The following is a 16949-nucleotide window of genomic DNA, read 5'->3' on the forward strand; positions in this document are numbered from 1 at the left end:
CGGTCCGCTGGCGAGCGCGCAATCGTCTACTGCGCGCTCAAGGCACCCTTGACCCGCCGGAACAACTGCTCGGCCTGTGCATCCCTGTCCGGCAGCGATTTGAGCGAAACCTGGGAATACACCGCGCCCTTGTTGCGCTTGCTGGCTTGCAGACGCAGTTGCGCAGCAGCAGCCGCCGCCTGACGATCGCTGTAGAAGATGTCCGTGGTCGGCACCTTGAGCAGTGCGGCCAACTCGTCGATCTGCTGGGGTGCATTGTCCGGCGTGCGCGTGTCCACCAACACCAGTCGCTGTACGTGTGCAGGTTGCCGTTCGGCCATGTAGCGGGTCGCCCAGTAGGCACCGCTGCCATGACCTACCAATACGATGCTGCGCGAGTTGTGTTGCTGGGCGAAAGCGATGCCTGCTTCGATGCGCGCAAAGATGCGCTCGGCGTCCACCTTCATCGGGTCTTGCAACTGCACCTCGGGGCTGGCCGCTTCGGCATCCTGCGCTGTGGCCTTTTCCACCCCGGCGCCGGCGTCCGGCGGCGTCGCCTGGGTTTCGGTAGTCACCGGCAATGGCGGCTTCTCGGCTGGCCTAGCCGAAGGCATCTGGCTGACCAGGTCCGGCAGGCTGAGGCTCAGGCTGTTGAACGCCGCGTCCGGCAACTTGCGCCGCAACGGCCCCACGCCCTGCGGCCAGTCCGCGGTTTCCCCGGCACCTGGCACGATGATGACCGTACCCTGCGCATCGGCAGTATTGGCTGGACGCCACAGCGACAGGAACTCGTCGCTGCCGGCCTGCAACTGTTGCTGCTCGCTGGCAGGCAGTTGACGTTCCAGTGCCTGGGCATCCTCGACGCTGCGCTCAGGCAAAGGTTGACGAACATCTGCCGCATCCTTCGCCGGTGCGGCGTCCTCGGCCAGCGCAAAGCCGTGCAGCGGAACGAGCAATGCCAGGCAGACCGCTCTGATGTGAACAGCTTTCATCGGTACTTTCCGTCCAGATCAATGATTCTTGTGTTCGACACCGGTTGAAATTCCAAGCCTATAGCTTAGTGCCATCCACGCAAAGGTCGTTCACAGCGAATGTTCCCCCTTCGCTCCGCCCCCGGTTCTGCAATGCGTTCCAGCGCGATTCGCCCGCCCATCGCACCTGAGCTACAATGCGCGCCACCGTGATTCCAGCCTGAATAGGTGCGCCATGCAGCCCTTCGCAATTGCCCCGTCCATCCTCTCTGCGGATTTCGCCCGCCTGGGCGAGGAAGTCGATAACGTACTCGCCGCGGGCGCCGATATCGTCCACTTCGACGTGATGGACAACCACTACGTCCCCAACCTCACCATCGGCCCGATGGTCTGTGCGGCGCTGCGCAAGTACGGCATCAGTGCGCCCATCGATGTCCATCTGATGGTCAGCCCGGTCGACCGTATCATCGGTGACTTCATCGAGGCGGGTGCCAGTTACATCACCTTCCACCCCGAAGCGACTCAGCACATCGACCGCTCGCTGCAGTTGATCCGCGAAGGTGGTTGCAAGGCCGGTCTGGTCTTCAATCCGGCAACCCCGCTGAACCTGCTCGAATACGTCATGGACAAGGTCGACATGATCCTGTTGATGAGCGTCAACCCCGGTTTCGGCGGCCAGAAGTTCATTCCCGGCACCCTGAACAAGCTGCGTGAAGCACGCGCTCTGATCGACGCCAGCGGGCGCGAAATCCGCCTGGAAATCGACGGCGGCGTCAACGTGAACAACATTCGCGAGATCGCCGCAGCCGGTGCCGACACCTTCGTCGCCGGCTCGGCCATCTTCAACGCGCCCGACTACCGCCATGTGATCGAGCAAATGCGCACGGAACTGACGCTGGCCCGCTCATGAGCGCCCTAGAGCGGCTGTTTCCCGGCAGTCTGCCGCGCTTGGTGATGTTCGACCTGGACGGCACCCTGGTGGACTCGGTGCCTGATCTGGCCGCCGCCGTCGATACCATGTTGGCCCAGCTGGGCCGTGAGCCGGCCGGGATCGAAGCCGTGCGCGAATGGATCGGCAACGGTGCCCGCGTGCTGGTTCGCCGTGCGCTGGCAGGCGGCATCGATCACCAGCACATCGACGAGGCGGAAACCGAACACGCCCTCGAGCTGTTTTCAGCGGCCTATGCCGCAAGCCATGCCTTGACCCAGGTCTACCCAGGGGTTCACGAAACCCTCAAGTGGCTGCACAAGAAACGCGTGAAGATGGCCCTGATCACCAACAAGCCGGAACGCTTCGTCGCGCCCCTGCTGGACCAGATGGGCCTTGGACGCTATTTCAAGTGGATCATCGGCGGCGATACGCTACCCCAGCAGAAGCCCGATCCGGCAGCCCTGTTGTTCGTCATGAAAATGGCCAAGGTCAAGGCGCAGCACGCCTTGTTCATCGGCGATTCGCGCAGTGACGTGCAAGCCGCCAAGGCTGCGGGCGTGAACTGTATCGCGCTCAGCTACGGTTACAACCATGGCCGACCGATCGCCGAGGAATCACCGGCACTGGTGATCGACGATCTGCGCGCACTGATGCCTGGTTGCTTCGATCCGGCCACTGGGATAACGTTGGCCCACGGCAACTCCCCCGCTCATAGAGATTCCATCGTGGTGGTCACTCGCAAACTCTGGATGAAAGTCATCAAGGCCCTGGCCCGCTGGCGTTGGCGCGCCTGACTTTCCCGTTCCAGCGTTTGCCCACAGACCGTTCGACCCCTCCATCACGAGGCTGAATCATGACCCGCGAAGAATTCCTGCGCCTGGCCGCCGAAGGCTACAACCGTATCCCGATGGCCCACGAAACTCTGGCCGACTTCGATACACCCCTGTCCATCTACCTGAAACTGGCCGACCAGCCCAATTCCTATCTGCTGGAATCGGTACAGGGCGGCGAGAAATGGGGCCGCTACTCGATCATCGGCCTGCCGTGCCGCACCGTCCTGCGTGTTCACGGCTACCATGCCAGCGTGACCTGCGACGGCGTCGAGATCGAAGCCTGCGATGTCGAAGACCCGCTGGCCTTCGTCGAGACCTTCAAGGCCCGCTACAACGTGCCGACCATCGCTGGCCTGCCACGCTTCAACGGTGGCCTGGTGGGCTATTTCGGCTATGACTGCGTGCGTTACGTCGAGAAGCGTTTGGGCCAGTGCCCGAACCCGGATCCGCTGGGCGTTCCGGATATCCTGTTGATGGTCTCCGATGCCGTGGTGGTGTTCGACAACCTGGCTGGCAAGATGCACGCCATCGTCCTGGCCGATCCTGCGCAGGCCGATGCCTACGAGCAGGCCCGCGACCAGCTCGAAGCCTTGATGGACCGCCTGCGCCAGCCCATCGCGCCGCGCCGCGGGCTGGACTTCAATCGTCCGCAAGCTGCCGACCCGGTGTTTCGTTCCAGTTTCACCCAGTCCGACTACGAAGGCGCCGTCGACATCATCAAGGAATACATCCTGGCAGGCGACGTCATGCAGGTGGTCCCTTCGCAGCGCATGTCCATCGACTTCAAGGCCGCGCCGATCGATCTGTACCGCGCGTTGCGCTGCTTCAACCCAACGCCGTACATGTACTTCTTCAATTTCGGCGATTTCCACGTAGTCGGCAGCTCGCCCGAAGTGCTGGTGCGGGTCGAGGACGACCTGATCACGGTACGGCCGATTGCCGGAACCCGCCCGCGCGGCGCGACCGAAGAAGCCGATCATGCGCTGGAAGTCGACCTGCTGTCGGATGACAAGGAAATCGCCGAGCACTTGATGCTGATCGACCTGGGCCGCAACGACGTGGGCCGGGTATCGGAAGTTGGCTCGGTGAAGCTGACCGAGAAGATGGTCATCGAGCGTTACTCCAACGTGATGCACATCGTGTCCAACGTGACCGGCCACCTCAAGCAGGGCCTGACCGCCATGGATGCCCTGCGCGCCATCCTGCCGGCTGGCACCCTGTCCGGTGCCCCGAAGATCCGCGCCATGGAAATCATCGACGAGCTGGAACCGGTCAAGCGCGGTGTCTACGGCGGTGCGGTCGGCTACTTCGCCTGGAACGGCAACATGGATACCGCGATCGCCATCCGTACCGCGGTCATCAAGAACGGTGAACTGCACGTACAGGCTGGCGGCGGCATCGTGGCCGACTCGGTGCCTGCCCTGGAATGGGAAGAAACGCTGAACAAGCGTCGCGCCATGTTCAAGGCCGTGGCCCTGGCCGAGCAATCGCCAGACTGATACCGGACCCGGCAAGCCAGTGTTCACCGGTTCCAGACAACCGGTGACCCGTCAGCAGATTCGAGAGGTTAAGCACCATGTTGCTCATGATCGACAATTACGACTCCTTTACCTACAACGTCGTCCAGTACCTGGGCGAGCTTGGCGCTGACGTCAAGGTCATCCGCAACGATGAACTGACCATCGCCGAAATCGAGGCCCTGGCCCCGGAGCGCATCGTCGTTTCGCCCGGACCCTGCACGCCCAACGAAGCCGGTGTGTCTCTTGACGTCATTCGCCACTTCGCCGGCAAGCTGCCCATCCTGGGTGTCTGCCTAGGCCATCAGTCGATCGGCCAGGCCTTCGGCGGTGACGTGGTGCGCGCTCGGCTGGTCATGCACGGCAAGACCAGCCCGATCACCCACACCGACCTGGGTGTATTCGAAGGTCTCAGCCACCCATTGACCGTCACCCGCTATCACTCCCTGGTAGTCAAGGCGCAGACCCTGCCCGAGTGCCTGGAGCTGACGGCCTGGACCACACACGAAGACGGCACGGTGGACGAGATCATGGGCCTGCGGCACAAGACCTTGAATGTCGAGGGTGTGCAGTTCCACCCCGAATCGATCCTGACCGAGCAAGGCCACGAGCTGTTCGCCAACTTTCTCAAGCAGACCGGCGGCAGCCGCCAGGGCTAAGGAATACCCATGGATATCAAAAGCGCGCTGACCCGTATCGTCAGCCAGCTGGACCTCAGCACCGAGGAAATGCGCACGGTGATGCTCGACATCATGACCGGCCAATGCAGCGAAGCGCAGATCGGCGCCTTCATGATGGGCATGCGCATGAAAAGCGAGACCATCGACGAGATCGTCGGCGCCGTGTCGGCGATGCGCGAGCTGGCGAGCAAGGTCGAACTGCGGACCTTGGACAAGGTGGTCGACATCGTCGGCACCGGTGGCGATGGCGCCAACATCTTCAACGTGTCCACTGCCTCGGCACTGGTCGTCGCGGCGGCCGGTTGCACGGTGGCCAAGCATGGCAACCGTGCGGTCTCGGGCAAGAGCGGCAGCGCTGACCTGCTCGAAGCTGCCGGCGTCTACCTCAACCTGGACGCCACTCAGGTCGCCCGCTGCATCGACAGCGTCGGCATCGGCTTCATGTTCGCCCAGGCTCATCACAGCGCCATGAAACACGCCGCCATCCCGCGCCGCGATCTGGGCCTGCGGACCCTGTTCAACATGCTCGGGCCCTTGACCAATCCGGCAGGCGTCAAGCATCAGGTGGTCGGTGTGTTCACCCAGGCCCTGTGCCGACCGCTGGCCGAAGTGCTGGCGCGCCTGAGCAGCAAACACGTACTGGTGGTGCATTCGCGCGACGGTCTGGACGAGTTCAGCCTGGCCGCGCCAACCTTCGTCGCCGAGCTCAAGGATGGCGAAGTCACCGAATACTGGGTCGAGCCCGAAGACCTGGGCATCAAGAGCCAGAGCTTGCACGGGTTGGTGGTCGACAGCCCGGCGGCTTCGCTCGAATTGATCCGCGATGCGCTGGGTCGACGCAAGACCGAACATGGCGAGAAAGCCGCCGAAATGATCGTCCTCAATGCCGGCGCAGCGTTGTACGCCGCCGATGTGGCGAGCAGCCTGCAAGAGGGCGTGGCCATGGCGCACGATGCCTTGCACACCGGCCTGGCCCGCGAAAAGCTCGAGGAGCTGGGTGCCTTTACCGCTGTATTCAAGCAGGAGAACGAAGCATGAGCGTGCCTACGGTGTTAGAGAACATACTGGCGCGCAAGGCGCAGGAAGTGGCCGAGCGTCGCGAACGAGTCGGCCTGGCCGAACTCGAGCGCCTTGCCGCCGCAGCCGATGCGCCGCGTGGTTTTGCCCAGGCCTTGATCGCCCAGGCCGCTTCGAAGAAGCCAGCGGTCATTGCCGAGGTCAAGAAAGCCTCGCCCAGCAAAGGTGTCATCCGCGAGCACTTCGTACCCGCCGACATCGCTGCCAGCTACGAGAAAGGCGGCGCTACCTGCCTGTCGGTACTGACCGACATCGACTTTTTCCAGGGGGCCGACCTGTACCTGCAACAGGCGCGCGCTGCCTGCCAGCTGCCGGTGATCCGCAAGGACTTCATGATCGACCCCTATCAGGTGGTCGAAGCGCGCGCATTGGGGGCGGACTGCATCCTGTTGATCGTCTCGGCGCTGCAGGATGCGCAAATGGCCGAGCTGGCCGCAGTGGCAAAGGGCGTTGGCCTCGACGTGCTGGTCGAAGTCCACGACGGCGATGAGTTGGAGCGCGCACTGAAAACCCTGGACACCCCGCTGGTCGGCGTCAACAACCGCAACCTGCACACCTTCGACGTCAGCCTGGAAACCACGCTCGATCTGCTGCCGCGTATCCCGCGCGATCGCCTGGTGATCACCGAGAGCGGCATCTTCAACCGCGCCGATGTCCAGCTAATGGAAATCAACGAGGTCTACTCGTTCCTGGTCGGCGAAGCGTTCATGCGGGCCGAAGATCCAGGCCTTGAGCTGCAGCGACTGTTTTTCCCCTGAGTCAACGGTCTTCCTGACCTTCACCTCACACGAGTATCACCCCTCATGCTTGAGCATTTGCCTACGGAACAGGGGTTGCGTGCCGAGCAGGATCTGCTCGGCAGCGTCTGCAAGGGCGAGCAGGCTTGGGGCCTGCTGTTCTGGTGCCCGACCGATCGCACCTTGGTGATGCCGCGACGCATGAGCCGCCTCGATGGCTTCGAGCAGGCCAGCCTCGCATCGGCTGCCAGCGGCTGGCCCGTGCTGCTGCGCGAGACCGGCGGCGAACCGGTGCCACAGTCGCCCTCGACGATCAACGTCGCGCTGGTGTATGTGGCCCCGCAGCAGGAAGGCGACCAACACCGTATCGAAACGGCCTACCGCCGCCTGTGCCAGCCCTTGCTCGATGCCCTCGAGCGCCTGGGTGGCAGCGCGTCACTGGGCGAAATAGAAGGCGCCTTCTGCGATGGCCGCTTCAACGTCAATCTCGACGGCCGCAAATGGGTGGGCACGGCACAGCGCTGGCGCCAGGGCCTGAGCGGCACGCGTCCGGTGGTATTGGTTCACGGGGCGATGTTGATGGAGGACGAGCGCGAATCGATGGCGGCCGCCGTCAATCTGTTCAATCAGCAGTGTGGGCTGGAGCAGCGCGTCAAGGCCTCCAGCCATATAGCACTGCACGAGCGTCATCCTGCACCGGATTTGATCGACGAGCTGCAAGTGGCCTATACCCAAATGCTAACAGCACTGGCCTGAGCCTGACGGGTCAGCGGGTGCCGTACACCACCATGGTCTTGCCCTTCACGTGGACCACGCTGCGCTCTTCCAGGTCCTTGAGAACCCGTCCGACCATCTCCCGTGAACAGCCCACGATGCGGCCGATTTCCTGACGCGTGATCTTGATCTGCATGCCGTCGGGGTGGGTCATCGCGTCGGGCTGCTTGCACAGATCCAGCAAGCAACGAGCTACCCGCCCAGTCACATCAAAGAACGCCAGGTCGCCCACCTTGCGCGTGGTGTCGCGCAGACGTTGCGCCATTTGCCCACCCACTGCATAGAGCATGTCCGGCTCCTGCTGAGCCAATTCGCGAAACGCGGTGTAGCTGATCTGCACCACTTCGCATTCGGTCCTGGCACGTACCCAGGCATCGTGTGCCTGTGCGCCATGGGGTGACTGAAAAAGACCCAGCTCACCGAAGAAGTCTCCGGCATTGAGGTAGGCAATCACCAACTCCCGGCCTTCCTCGGCCTCGATCATCACCGTTGCCGAGCCCTTGAGAATCAACGAAAGGGTGTCATCCCGTGCACCGGCCGTGATCAGCGTGGTCTTCGCGGCAAATCGATGGCGCTGACCTTGCGCGAGCAGCTTTTCGAGGTTCTTGATCTTGTGCGCGGCAGCAGTCATGGCTTGGTTCCGGAAAGGGCAATCGATCTTGCATGAATCACGGCAATACGCCAGTACATTGGCGTCAGCTTATCAGACACATAGTGTGGTCACACGGCATTTGACTGCAGAACGTGGGATTTGACCGTTTCGACCTCGCGAATTGTTACAGGTGCGCTGTGTTAAGCTCACCCGCTTTATGAACACGGGAGTCCGGAAAGATGAAGGCGCGTATTCAGTGGGCCGGCGAGGCCATGTTTCTGGGCGAGTCGGGTAGCGGCCATGTCGTGGTCATGGACGGACCTCCCGAGAGCGGCGGCCGCAACCTCGGCGTGCGCCCCATGGAAATGCTGCTGCTGGGCCTGGGCGGCTGCAGCAACTATGACGTGGTCAGCATCCTCAAGAAATCGCGCCAGCCCATCGAAAGCTGCGAAGCCTTTCTGGAAGCCGAACGCGCTAGCGAAGACCCGAAAGTCTTCACCAAGATCCACCTGCACTTCGTGGTCAAGGGCCGCGGCCTGAAAGAAGCTCAGGTCAAGCGTGCAGTGGAGCTGTCGGCAGAGAAGTATTGCTCGGCATCCATCATGCTGGGTCGCGCCGGCGTGGACATCACCCATGACTACGAAATCGTCGAACTGGGCTGACTTCAAGAACAAATGAAAAGGGCGCTCATCGAGCGCCCCTGTTCTATCTGCCGCAAACAATCAAATCCGGTAGGTGCTCTTGGTCATGACCTTGGCCAACAGGCTCATGCCAAAGCGCAACGGCGCCGGAAACCTGGCCCCGCCTGCGTCGAGCGCCGATTCGGCATGGGCTTGCTCATCACTGCGCATCTGCGCCAGGATCGCCCGCGACTTGACGTCTTCGGCGGGCAGTTGCAGCAAGTGCTCATCCAGATGCTTGACCACCTGATGCTCGGTCGCTGCCACGAAACCCAGGCTCACCCGGTCACTGATGACGCCTGCTACCGCGCCGATACCGAACGACATGCCGTAGAACAACGGATTGAGCACACTGGTGTGGCTGCCCAGTTGCCGAATGCGCTGCTCGCACCACGCCAGGTGGTCCACTTCCTCTTCGGCCGCATGCTCCATGGCCTTGCGCACCTGGGGCAGCTTCGCGGTCAGGGCCTGGCCTTGATACAGCGCCTGAGCGCAGACCTCACCGGTATGATTGATGCGCATCAGGCCGGCCACGTGCCGACTCTGCTGCTTGTCCATCGTCACCTCGGGCTGGACGAGCGCCGGCGAGGGTCGCGATGGATGTCCGCTGAACGGTAACAGCGTGCGCATGGCCGTATCGGCCTGCAGCAGCAAACGATCAATGGGCGAGTAGTGACGCTGGGTAGCCATGGGCACCTCCGTTGAAAACCTGGCCTGCATGAATGCCGCTCAACCGGGTGGCCAGTTCATCTGGCGCTGTCCCAGTACATGCATGTGTATGTGGTAGACGGTCTGACCGCCCAGTTCGTTGCAGTTCATGACCACCCGAAAGCCCTCTTCGCAACCCAGCTCCTTGGCCAGCCGCTGGGCGGTGAACAGGATATGTCCAGCCAGGCCCTTGTCGTCTTCGGTCAAGTCGTAGAGCGTGCGGATGGGTTTTTTCGGGATGACCAGAAAATGCACCGGGGCCTGTGGCGCGATATCGTGGAAGGCCAGTACCTGGTCATCCTCGTAGATGATCTTGGCCGGAATCTCCCGGTTGATGATCTTGGTAAACAAAGTATCCACAATGCATCTCCATGGCAGTCGAAGGTTCAGTGTACTGAGGCTTGTGCCCAGCGCCCAGCCTTGCCGGCTTCAATGGGGGGCGAAAGCCTTGTTGATCCATCCACTCACGATGCGCGTCAGCCACCGTGAGCCCAGGCGCGGAGCCCTGGCCAGCCAGGCATTGCGCTGCCCGGGCACGATCACCGCGCGATTGCGGGCCAGCGCTCGCACCGTCTGCAGCGCTACCTGCTCGGGGTCCAGCACCTGCGAGCTGTTCGCCAGGCGCGGAATGCGCCGCTGGCTGGAGCGTACCGGTCCAGGACACAGCACCGAAACCTTCACCCCGGTCTGCTTGAGTTCCTCGCGCAGCCCTTCGGAAAAATGCAGCACATAGGCCTTGCTCGCCGCATAGCTGCTCATCCATGGGCCGGGCTGAAAGGCGGCCAGTGAGGCGACATTCAGGATCTGCCCACCACCCTGCACGGCCATGGCATTGCCCAAGGCGTGACAGAGGCGGGTGAGGGCTAGAACGTTCAGTTCGATCAGATCCTGTTCCTGGCTCCAGTCCTGAGCCAGAAAGTGCCCATAGGAGCGTACGGCCGCGCAGTTCACCAACAGGTCGATCTGGCGTTCGCTTTCTTCAAGCTCCAACAGAAACCCCGACAGCCGCAGGGGTTCGCCCAGGTCGCAGGCACGGAACAATACTTCCACACCAAAGCGCTGCGTCAGTTCAGCGGCAATGATTTCAAGCTGGTCACGCTGGCGCGCTACCAGAAGCAGGCTGCGCCCACGCCTGGCCAGGGCTTCGGCCATGGCCAGGCCCAAGCCTGCCGACGCGCCTGTGATCATGGCATAACGGGTCATCGAATTCTCCATACCCCCGCCAGGCGAGCTGGCGCGGTTTCATATGGACATTCTACCGCGCGCGTTCCCGTTTGGGCTCACAGCTTGTGCGTGACCTCAGAACGGCTTGACCACCACCAGGATCACAACGGCCAGCAGGATCAGCACTGGAATTTCGTTGAACCAGCGGTAGTACACATGGCTGCGTTTGTTCTCGCCCCGTGCGAAGCGCTTCATCTGCGCACCGCACACGTGATGATAGCCGGTCAGCAATATGACCAGGGTCAGCTTCGCATGCATCCATCCCTGGCTCATCCAGCCCGGCGAGAGCGCAATCAGCCAGATACCGAAGATGAACGTGGCGATCATCGCCGGGGTCATGATGCCGCGGTAAAGCTTGCGCTCCATGACGGCAAAGCGTTCGCGGCTGACGGTGTCCTCGCTCTGTGCGTGGTAGACGAACAGACGAGGCAGGTAGAACAACCCGGCAAACCAGCAGACAACGCTGACGATATGCAGAGCCTTGATCCATAGATAAAGCATTTTTGGTCTTCTCAGGTTCACGGTAGCGTCGATAGTAGAGTCTGTCGGCGTTCGCGTCATCTCAACGGTTGTGACTCAAGCCCCAGGCCCCTATCATCGAAGGCTTTCCAGTCGCATCGTGAAGAGGGCAGTGTATGGTCAAGGTCGGTATCGTCGGCGGCACGGGTTACACCGGAGTCGAACTGCTACGTCTGCTGGCGCAGCATCCGCAGGCGCAGGTAGAGGTCATCACCTCCCGATCCGAGGCTGGCCTGCCGGTTGCCGACCTGTACCCCAACCTGCGCGGTCACTACGACGGCCTGGCGTTCAGCGTCCCGGACATCAAGACCCTGGGTGCCTGCGACGTAGTGTTCTTCGCCACGCCCCACGGTGTCGCCCACGCCCTGGCCGGCGAGCTGCTGGCGGCGGGTACCAAGGTCATCGACCTGTCCGCCGACTTCCGCCTGCAGGATGCCGATGAATGGGCCAAGTGGTACGGTCAGCCGCACGGTGCGCCCGAGCTGCTGGCCGATGCCGTCTATGGCTTGCCCGAGGTCAACCGCGAGCAGATCCGCCAGGCGCGCCTGATCGCCGTGCCAGGCTGCTATCCGACGGCCACCCAGCTGGGCTTCCTGCCGCTGCTCGAGGCTGGACTGGCCGACAACACGCGTCTGATCGCCGACTGCAAGTCGGGCGTCAGTGGCGCGGGTCGCGGCGCCAGCGTTGGTTCACTGTTCTGCGAAGCTGGCGAAAGCATGAAGGCCTATGCGGTCAAGGGCCACCGTCACCTTCCCGAAATCACCCAAGGCCTGCGTCGCGCCGCCGGTGGCGAGGTGGGTCTGACCTTCGTCCCCCACCTCACGCCCATGATCCGCGGCATCCACTCCACACTGTATGCCACGGTGGTCGACAAGTCGGTCGATCTGCAGGCCCTGTATGAAGCGCGCTACGCCGATGAACCCTTCGTCGACGTCATGCCGGCCGGCAGCCACCCCGAAACCCGCAGCGTGCGCGGCGCCAACGTCTGCCGCATCGCCGTGCACCGCCCCCAGGGTGGCGACCTGGTGGTCGTGCTTTCGGTCATCGACAACCTGGTCAAAGGCGCGTCGGGCCAAGCCGTGCAGAACATGAACATCCTGTTCGGTCTGGACGAACGCTTCGGTCTGTCCCACGCCGGCATGCTGCCCTGACCATTTCCGCAGCATCGCCCAGAGGCCCGCATTGCGGGCCTCTTTGCTTTAGCCACTGGCTAATTCTTGACCATTTTCGTAGGAGAAGAGGATAATGCCGCCATTGAGCATTATGACGGCGTACGCCGGGAGAACTTCTACATGAGCGTCGAATCCTTTACCCCCATGGCTTTGCAATTCACCCAAGGGGCTGCCATCAAGGTCAAGACCCTGGTCGATGAAGAGGGTAACGATCGCCTCAAGCTGCGCGTCTTCGTCACCGGCGGCGGCTGCTCGGGCTTCCAGTATGGCTTCACCTTCGATGAAGACGTCGCCGAAGACGACACCATCGTCGAGCGCGAAGGCGTCAGTCTCGTGGTCGATCCCATGAGCTTTCAATACCTGGCCGGCGCACAGGTCGATTACCAGGAAGGCTTGGAAGGTTCGCGATTCGTGATCAACAACCCCAACGCCAGCACCACCTGCGGTTGCGGTCAGTCCTTCTCGATCTGATCCAGCGCCCATGAAAAACGCCGTGCAATTGCACGGCGTTTTGCGTTTCAGGTATCCAGCTTCAGGCCGGGTAGATGGCGCCCAACACGCGCAGGCCTCGCGCGCCGGTCACACTAGGCCGGTTGGCCGCAATGCCTTGCAGGCAGCAATCAGCCAGCCAGGCAAAAGCCATGGCTTCGACCCAATCCGGATCGACACCCGCCGCTGCCGTGCTCTCGACCCGAGTCCCCGACAGCAAGGCTTGCAGTCGCGCCATCAGGGCCTGATTGTGAGCGCCGCCACCGCACACCAGCAGTGCATGAGTGCTCGGCTGGGCGACACGCAGCGACTGCACGATGCTTTGCGCGGTCAGCTCGAGAAGCGTTGCTTGAACGTCGGCGTCATCGAACGCAGGAAGGCTGTCCAGGTGCCGTTGCAGCCAGCTCAGGTTGAACACCTCGCGCCCCGTGCTTTTCGGGCCGCTGCCAGCGAAGAATGGATCGCTTAGCAGAGCACTCAGCAAATGCGGTTGCAGCGTACCGGTCGCTGCCCAAGCGCCTGCTCGATCATAGTCCTGGCCACGCTTGAGCTGAATCCAGGCATCCATCAGCACGTTGCCAGGTCCGCAGTCGAAACCGCTTACTGGCTGATTGCCGCCGATCAGACTGAGATTGCTGAAGCCACCCACATTGAGCACCGCACGCGCCTCACCTTCGGCACCGAACAGCGCTTCGTGGAAGGCCGGAACCAAGGGTGCACCCTGACCGCCGGCGGCCACATCGCGTCGGCGAAAATCGCCCACGACGGTGATCTGCGTCAGCTCCGCCAACAACGCCGGATTGCCGATCTGTACGGTGAAGCCCCGAGCTGGCTCGTGCCTCACGGTCTGTCCGTGGCTACCGATCGCTCGGATGTCGGCAGGTGCAAGATGCTGTGAGGCCAGCAAGGCAGAGATGCCATCGGCTGCCAGTGCTACCCATTGGTTTTCGGCGACGGCAGCTCGAGCGATTTCATCCGGCCCGCTGGCGCACAGTTCCAGTAGCTGGCTGCGTAATGCCTCGGGCATGGGCACGTAGTGTGTTGCCACGAGCCGAGTGGATTGATCCTGCTCGATCAGGGCGATGTCCAGCCCATCGAGACTGGTGCCGGACATGACCCCAAGGTAGTACGCCATGGCTCAGCGCTTGCTCGCCAGCAGGGTGCTGCGCTCTACGTCCATCTTCGCCATCAGCGGCTGGCTCAGCTGGTTGAAGCGCTGTTTCTCGGACTTGGCGATTGGGTCAGCCATCGGCAGCTTCTGGCCCAGAGGATCGACGTGCACGCCGTTTACCTGGAACTCGTAATGCAGATGCGGGCCTGTCGACAGACCGGTGGTACCGATGTAACCGATCACCTGGCCTTGCTTGACGCTGCCACCGGTCTTGATGCCTTTGGCGAAGCCCTGCATGTGTCCGTACAGCGTGGTGTAGCTGTTGCCGTGCTGAATGATCACGGTGTTGCCATAGCCGCCACGACGACCGGCCAAGGTGATCTTGCCGTCACCGGCCGCCTTGATCGGCGTACCGCGCGGCGCAGCATAGTCAACGCCCTTGTGCGCACGGATCTTGTTCAGAATCGGATGCTTGCGGCCCATCGAGAAACGCGAGCTGATGCGGGCAAAGTCCACCGGGGTACGGATGAACGCCTTGCGCATGCTGTTGCCATCGGCGGTGTAGTAATTGCTGTTGCCCTGCTTGTTGGTATAGCGCACTGCGGTATAGGTTTTGCCGCGGTTGGTGAAGCGCGCAGCGAGAATGCCGCCGGTACCGATTACCTTACCGTTGAGTACACGCTGCTCGTAGATGATGTCGAACTCATCGCCCTGGCGAATATCCTGAGCAAAGTCCACGTCATATCCGAAGATGCTGGCCATATCCATGGTCTGGCTATGAGACAGCCCGGCACGCGCCGCTGACTGCGACAGCGAGTTCTTGATCACGCCATGGGCATACGCTTCACGAGTCACCGGCTTGCTGGTTTCACGCTCGAAGGCGAAACCCGTGCCAGCCTTGGTCAGCCGGATGGTGTCCAGGTCGCTGACCTTGCTGTGCAGGCTGAGCAATTCGCCTTCCGGCGACAGTTCGAATTCCAGCAGTTGTCCACGCTTGAGCTGAGTGAACTGTTTGGCCTTCTTGTCACTGCCCATGACGTCGGCCACGGTCGACGCCGGCAAACCGACCTTCTCGAACAGCGTGGAAAGCGTGTCGCCCTTGGCAACCACCACCTGACGATGTCCCGGCTCTTTCTTCGCGGCAGCGACTTCCTTGGCAGCGGGTGCTTCCTTGGTTGCAGCAACGTGGGGGGCTTGATGCTCGGATGGCTGTGCAGCGTGCTCGGTGTCGGTCGAGGCAGGCGTTTCAATCTGGGCGAAGGGTGCAGGGGCTGCCTGTTCGGCGATCGGGGCAACCGGGGTGTCTTGTTCGGCGTCCTTGAGCTGTTCGACGGGAGCCGGCATTTCCAGGCTCATGTTCGTGCGTTTTGCTTCTACATCGCTGGAAGGAAACACCAGCAAGGCAAGGCTGAGGAGGGCGGCCAGGCCGCTGGCAGCCACGAGGTGGCTCTTCGGATAAAGCGGCGGCGCTTTAGGCGGTTGCTTGGTCATAGGTGATTTTTTGACTTTTAAAGATGGAAAGATGAGATGAATGACATGATGAAGATGAAATAACTGTATAAAATATAACCAAAACCCCTCCAAAGCAAGCTCGCAGACGTTTGCTTGGCGCCAATGAGCCACATCTGTGCCCGCGCCTTGTATTTGACCCGTGATCTTGTATCGTTGAGCCTTTTGAATCCGAGCGTTGTAGGACCTTATATGAAGTCTGTTGAAGAGCAGCTGGCGCTGATCAAGCGCGGCACTGAAGAGGTGCTGGTCGAATCCGAACTGGTCGAGAAGCTCAAGCGCGGTCAGCCCCTGCGTATCAAGGCAGGCTTCGATCCCACCGCGCCGGATCTGCACCTGGGCCACACCGTGCTGATCAACAAGCTGCGGCAGTTCCAGGAGCTGGGTCACCAGGTCATCTTCCTTATAGGTGACTTCACCGGCTCCATCGGTGACCCCAGTGGCAAGAGCGCCACACGTCCACCGCTGACGCGTGAGCAGGTGCTGGAGAATGCCGAGACCTACAAGGCCCAGGTGTTCAAGATCCTGGATCCTGCCAAAACAGAAGTGGCGTTCAACTCCACCTGGATGGACGTCCTCAGCCCAGCTGACTTCATTCGCCTGGCTTCGCAGTACACCGTGGCCCGTATGCTCGAGCGCGATGATTTCGACAAGCGCTACACCAGCAACCAGCCGATCGCGATTCACGAGTTCCTCTATCCTCTAGTCCAGGGTTATGACTCCGTTGCCCTGCGGGCAGACGTCGAGCTGGGCGGTACCGACCAGAAATTCAACCTGTTGATGGGGCGTGAGCTGCAGCGCTCTTATGGTCAGGATGCCCAGTGCATCGTCACCTTGCCGTTGCTGGAAGGTCTGGACGGTGTCAAGAAGATGTCCAAGTCGCTGGGCAACTACGTGGGCATTCAGGAAGCGCCCGGCATCATGTACAGCAAGCTGGTGTCCATTCCCGATGCACTGATGTGGCGTTACTTCGAGCTGCTCAGCTTCCGCAGCATGGATGAGATCGACGCTCTCAAGGCGGATGTGGAAGCCGGTGCCAATCCGCGTGACATCAAGATCAAGCTGGCCGAAGAGATCGTTGCGCGCTTCCATGGCGAGGACGCGGCACAGAGCGCCCATAAGGCAGCGGGCAACCGCATGAAGGATGGTGAGCTGCCAGAAGATTTGCCGGAAGTGGATGTCGCAGCCGCTGAAGACATGCCTATAGCGGCTATCCTTAATAAAGCAGGGCTGGTCAAGAATGCCGCAGGCGCCCGCGATCTTCTCAATGCCGGAAGTGTCCGCGTCGACGGTGCTGTGGTAGACCGCGCATTCATCTTCCCGCTGGGCGCAACTCATGTCGTACAGGCCGGCAAGAAGGCTTTCGCCCGCATTACGCTAAAAATCGAATAATTCAAAACAAGGGCTTGACGGCGAATTCGAAGTGTCTATAATTCGCCCCACTTC

At 61.7% G+C, this 16949-nt stretch carries 19 protein-coding genes; 11 read left to right on the forward strand and 8 right to left on the reverse strand.

Going from position 1 to position 16949, the window contains the following annotated elements; translation table 11 throughout:
- Positions 1-26: 26 nt before the first annotated feature.
- Positions 27-971 (reverse strand): alpha/beta hydrolase family protein, encoded by a 945-nt coding sequence (locus tag B2V21_RS03155; RefSeq protein WP_286916003.1) that lies wholly within the window; start codon positions 969-971, stop codon positions 27-29.
- Between the two features lie 214 nt (positions 972-1185).
- Here B2V21_RS03155 and rpe point away from each other — a divergent pair, with 214 nt between their 5' ends.
- The 7 genes from rpe to B2V21_RS03190 all read left to right on the forward strand — a co-directional run bounded on the left by rpe (position 1186) and on the right by B2V21_RS03190 (position 7481).
- Entirely contained in the window at positions 1186-1860 is a 675-nt protein-coding gene (rpe, locus tag B2V21_RS03160) for a ribulose-phosphate 3-epimerase (RefSeq protein WP_049862401.1), read from the forward strand.
- Positions 1857-2675, forward strand: a complete 819-nt coding sequence (locus B2V21_RS03165; protein WP_192066835.1) for a phosphoglycolate phosphatase — start codon at positions 1857-1859, stop codon at positions 2673-2675. Before rpe ends, B2V21_RS03165 begins: the two co-directional genes overlap by 4 nt.
- Positions 2676-2734: 59 nt before the next feature.
- Positions 2735-4213, forward strand: coding sequence for an anthranilate synthase component I (trpE, locus tag B2V21_RS03170; protein ID WP_286916004.1), 1479 nt, complete (start codon positions 2735-2737; stop codon positions 4211-4213).
- 77 nt (positions 4214-4290) lie between these two features.
- Complete coding sequence (locus B2V21_RS03175) at positions 4291-4890, forward strand: aminodeoxychorismate/anthranilate synthase component II (RefSeq protein ID WP_286916005.1); 600 nt, start codon at positions 4291-4293, stop codon at positions 4888-4890.
- A gap of 9 nt (positions 4891-4899) precedes the next feature.
- A complete protein-coding gene (gene trpD / locus B2V21_RS03180) occupies positions 4900-5949 on the forward strand; it encodes an anthranilate phosphoribosyltransferase (RefSeq protein WP_286916006.1) in 1050 nt (349 codons plus the stop codon).
- Positions 5946-6746 (forward strand): indole-3-glycerol phosphate synthase TrpC, encoded by an 801-nt coding sequence (gene trpC / locus B2V21_RS03185; protein ID WP_286916007.1) that lies wholly within the window; start codon positions 5946-5948, stop codon positions 6744-6746. Before trpD ends, trpC begins: the two co-directional genes overlap by 4 nt.
- 45 nt (positions 6747-6791) lie before the next feature.
- On the forward strand, positions 6792-7481 hold the full coding sequence (locus tag B2V21_RS03190) for a lipoate--protein ligase family protein (RefSeq protein WP_286916008.1): 690 nt from the start codon (positions 6792-6794) through the stop codon (positions 7479-7481).
- 10 nt (positions 7482-7491) lie between these two features.
- Here the strand turns inward: B2V21_RS03190 and crp are convergent, their stop codons facing one another.
- On the reverse strand, positions 7492-8130 hold the full coding sequence (gene crp, locus B2V21_RS03195; protein ID WP_286916009.1) for a cAMP-activated global transcriptional regulator CRP: 639 nt from the start codon (positions 8128-8130) through the stop codon (positions 7492-7494).
- A gap of 200 nt (positions 8131-8330) precedes the next feature.
- Here crp and B2V21_RS03200 point away from each other — a divergent pair, with 200 nt between their 5' ends.
- Positions 8331-8753, forward strand: coding sequence for an OsmC family protein (locus B2V21_RS03200; protein WP_090360707.1), 423 nt, complete (start codon positions 8331-8333; stop codon positions 8751-8753).
- A gap of 60 nt (positions 8754-8813) precedes the next feature.
- Here the strand turns inward: B2V21_RS03200 and coq7 are convergent, their stop codons facing one another.
- The 4 genes from coq7 to hemJ form a co-directional block, all read right to left on the reverse strand.
- A complete protein-coding gene (gene coq7 / locus B2V21_RS03205) occupies positions 8814-9461 on the reverse strand; it encodes a 2-polyprenyl-3-methyl-6-methoxy-1,4-benzoquinone monooxygenase (RefSeq protein ID WP_056845328.1) in 648 nt (215 codons plus the stop codon).
- Positions 9462-9500: 39 nt separating this feature from the next.
- Complete coding sequence (locus B2V21_RS03210; protein ID WP_286916010.1) at positions 9501-9839, reverse strand: histidine triad nucleotide-binding protein; 339 nt, start codon at positions 9837-9839, stop codon at positions 9501-9503.
- Between the two features lie 69 nt (positions 9840-9908).
- Entirely contained in the window at positions 9909-10682 is a 774-nt protein-coding gene (locus B2V21_RS03215; RefSeq protein ID WP_282348118.1) for an SDR family NAD(P)-dependent oxidoreductase, read from the reverse strand.
- A 96-nt stretch (positions 10683-10778) separates the two neighbouring features.
- Positions 10779-11204 (reverse strand): protoporphyrinogen oxidase HemJ, encoded by a 426-nt coding sequence (gene hemJ / locus B2V21_RS03220; RefSeq protein ID WP_049862385.1) that lies wholly within the window; start codon positions 11202-11204, stop codon positions 10779-10781.
- A gap of 134 nt (positions 11205-11338) precedes the next feature.
- On the opposite strand from hemJ, the gene argC reads away from it, so the two are divergent.
- Positions 11339-12373 (forward strand): N-acetyl-gamma-glutamyl-phosphate reductase, encoded by a 1035-nt coding sequence (gene argC, locus B2V21_RS03225; protein WP_122743236.1) that lies wholly within the window; start codon positions 11339-11341, stop codon positions 12371-12373.
- Between the two features lie 141 nt (positions 12374-12514).
- Complete coding sequence (erpA, locus tag B2V21_RS03230) at positions 12515-12865, forward strand: iron-sulfur cluster insertion protein ErpA (RefSeq protein ID WP_043192502.1); 351 nt, start codon at positions 12515-12517, stop codon at positions 12863-12865.
- A 61-nt stretch (positions 12866-12926) separates the two neighbouring features.
- Here the strand turns inward: erpA and B2V21_RS03235 are convergent, their stop codons facing one another.
- Both B2V21_RS03235 and B2V21_RS03240 read right to left on the reverse strand, forming a co-directional pair.
- Complete coding sequence (locus tag B2V21_RS03235; RefSeq protein ID WP_286916011.1) at positions 12927-14018, reverse strand: anhydro-N-acetylmuramic acid kinase; 1092 nt, start codon at positions 14016-14018, stop codon at positions 12927-12929.
- 3 nt (positions 14019-14021) lie between these two features.
- Positions 14022-15485, reverse strand: a complete 1464-nt coding sequence (locus B2V21_RS03240; RefSeq protein WP_286916012.1) for a peptidoglycan DD-metalloendopeptidase family protein — start codon at positions 15483-15485, stop codon at positions 14022-14024.
- A 210-nt stretch (positions 15486-15695) separates the two neighbouring features.
- On the opposite strand from B2V21_RS03240, the gene tyrS reads away from it, so the two are divergent.
- The gene (gene tyrS / locus B2V21_RS03245; protein WP_286916014.1) at positions 15696-16895 is read left to right on the forward strand and encodes a tyrosine--tRNA ligase; all 1200 of its coding nucleotides are present in this window, start codon (positions 15696-15698) and stop codon (positions 16893-16895) included.
- Positions 16896-16949 lie beyond the last annotated feature (54 nt).

Origin of the sequence: Pseudomonas sp. UBA6276, from assembly GCF_002438365.1 — a bacterium.
Classification (GTDB): Bacteria; Pseudomonadota; Gammaproteobacteria; order Pseudomonadales; family Pseudomonadaceae; genus Aquipseudomonas; species Aquipseudomonas coleopterorum.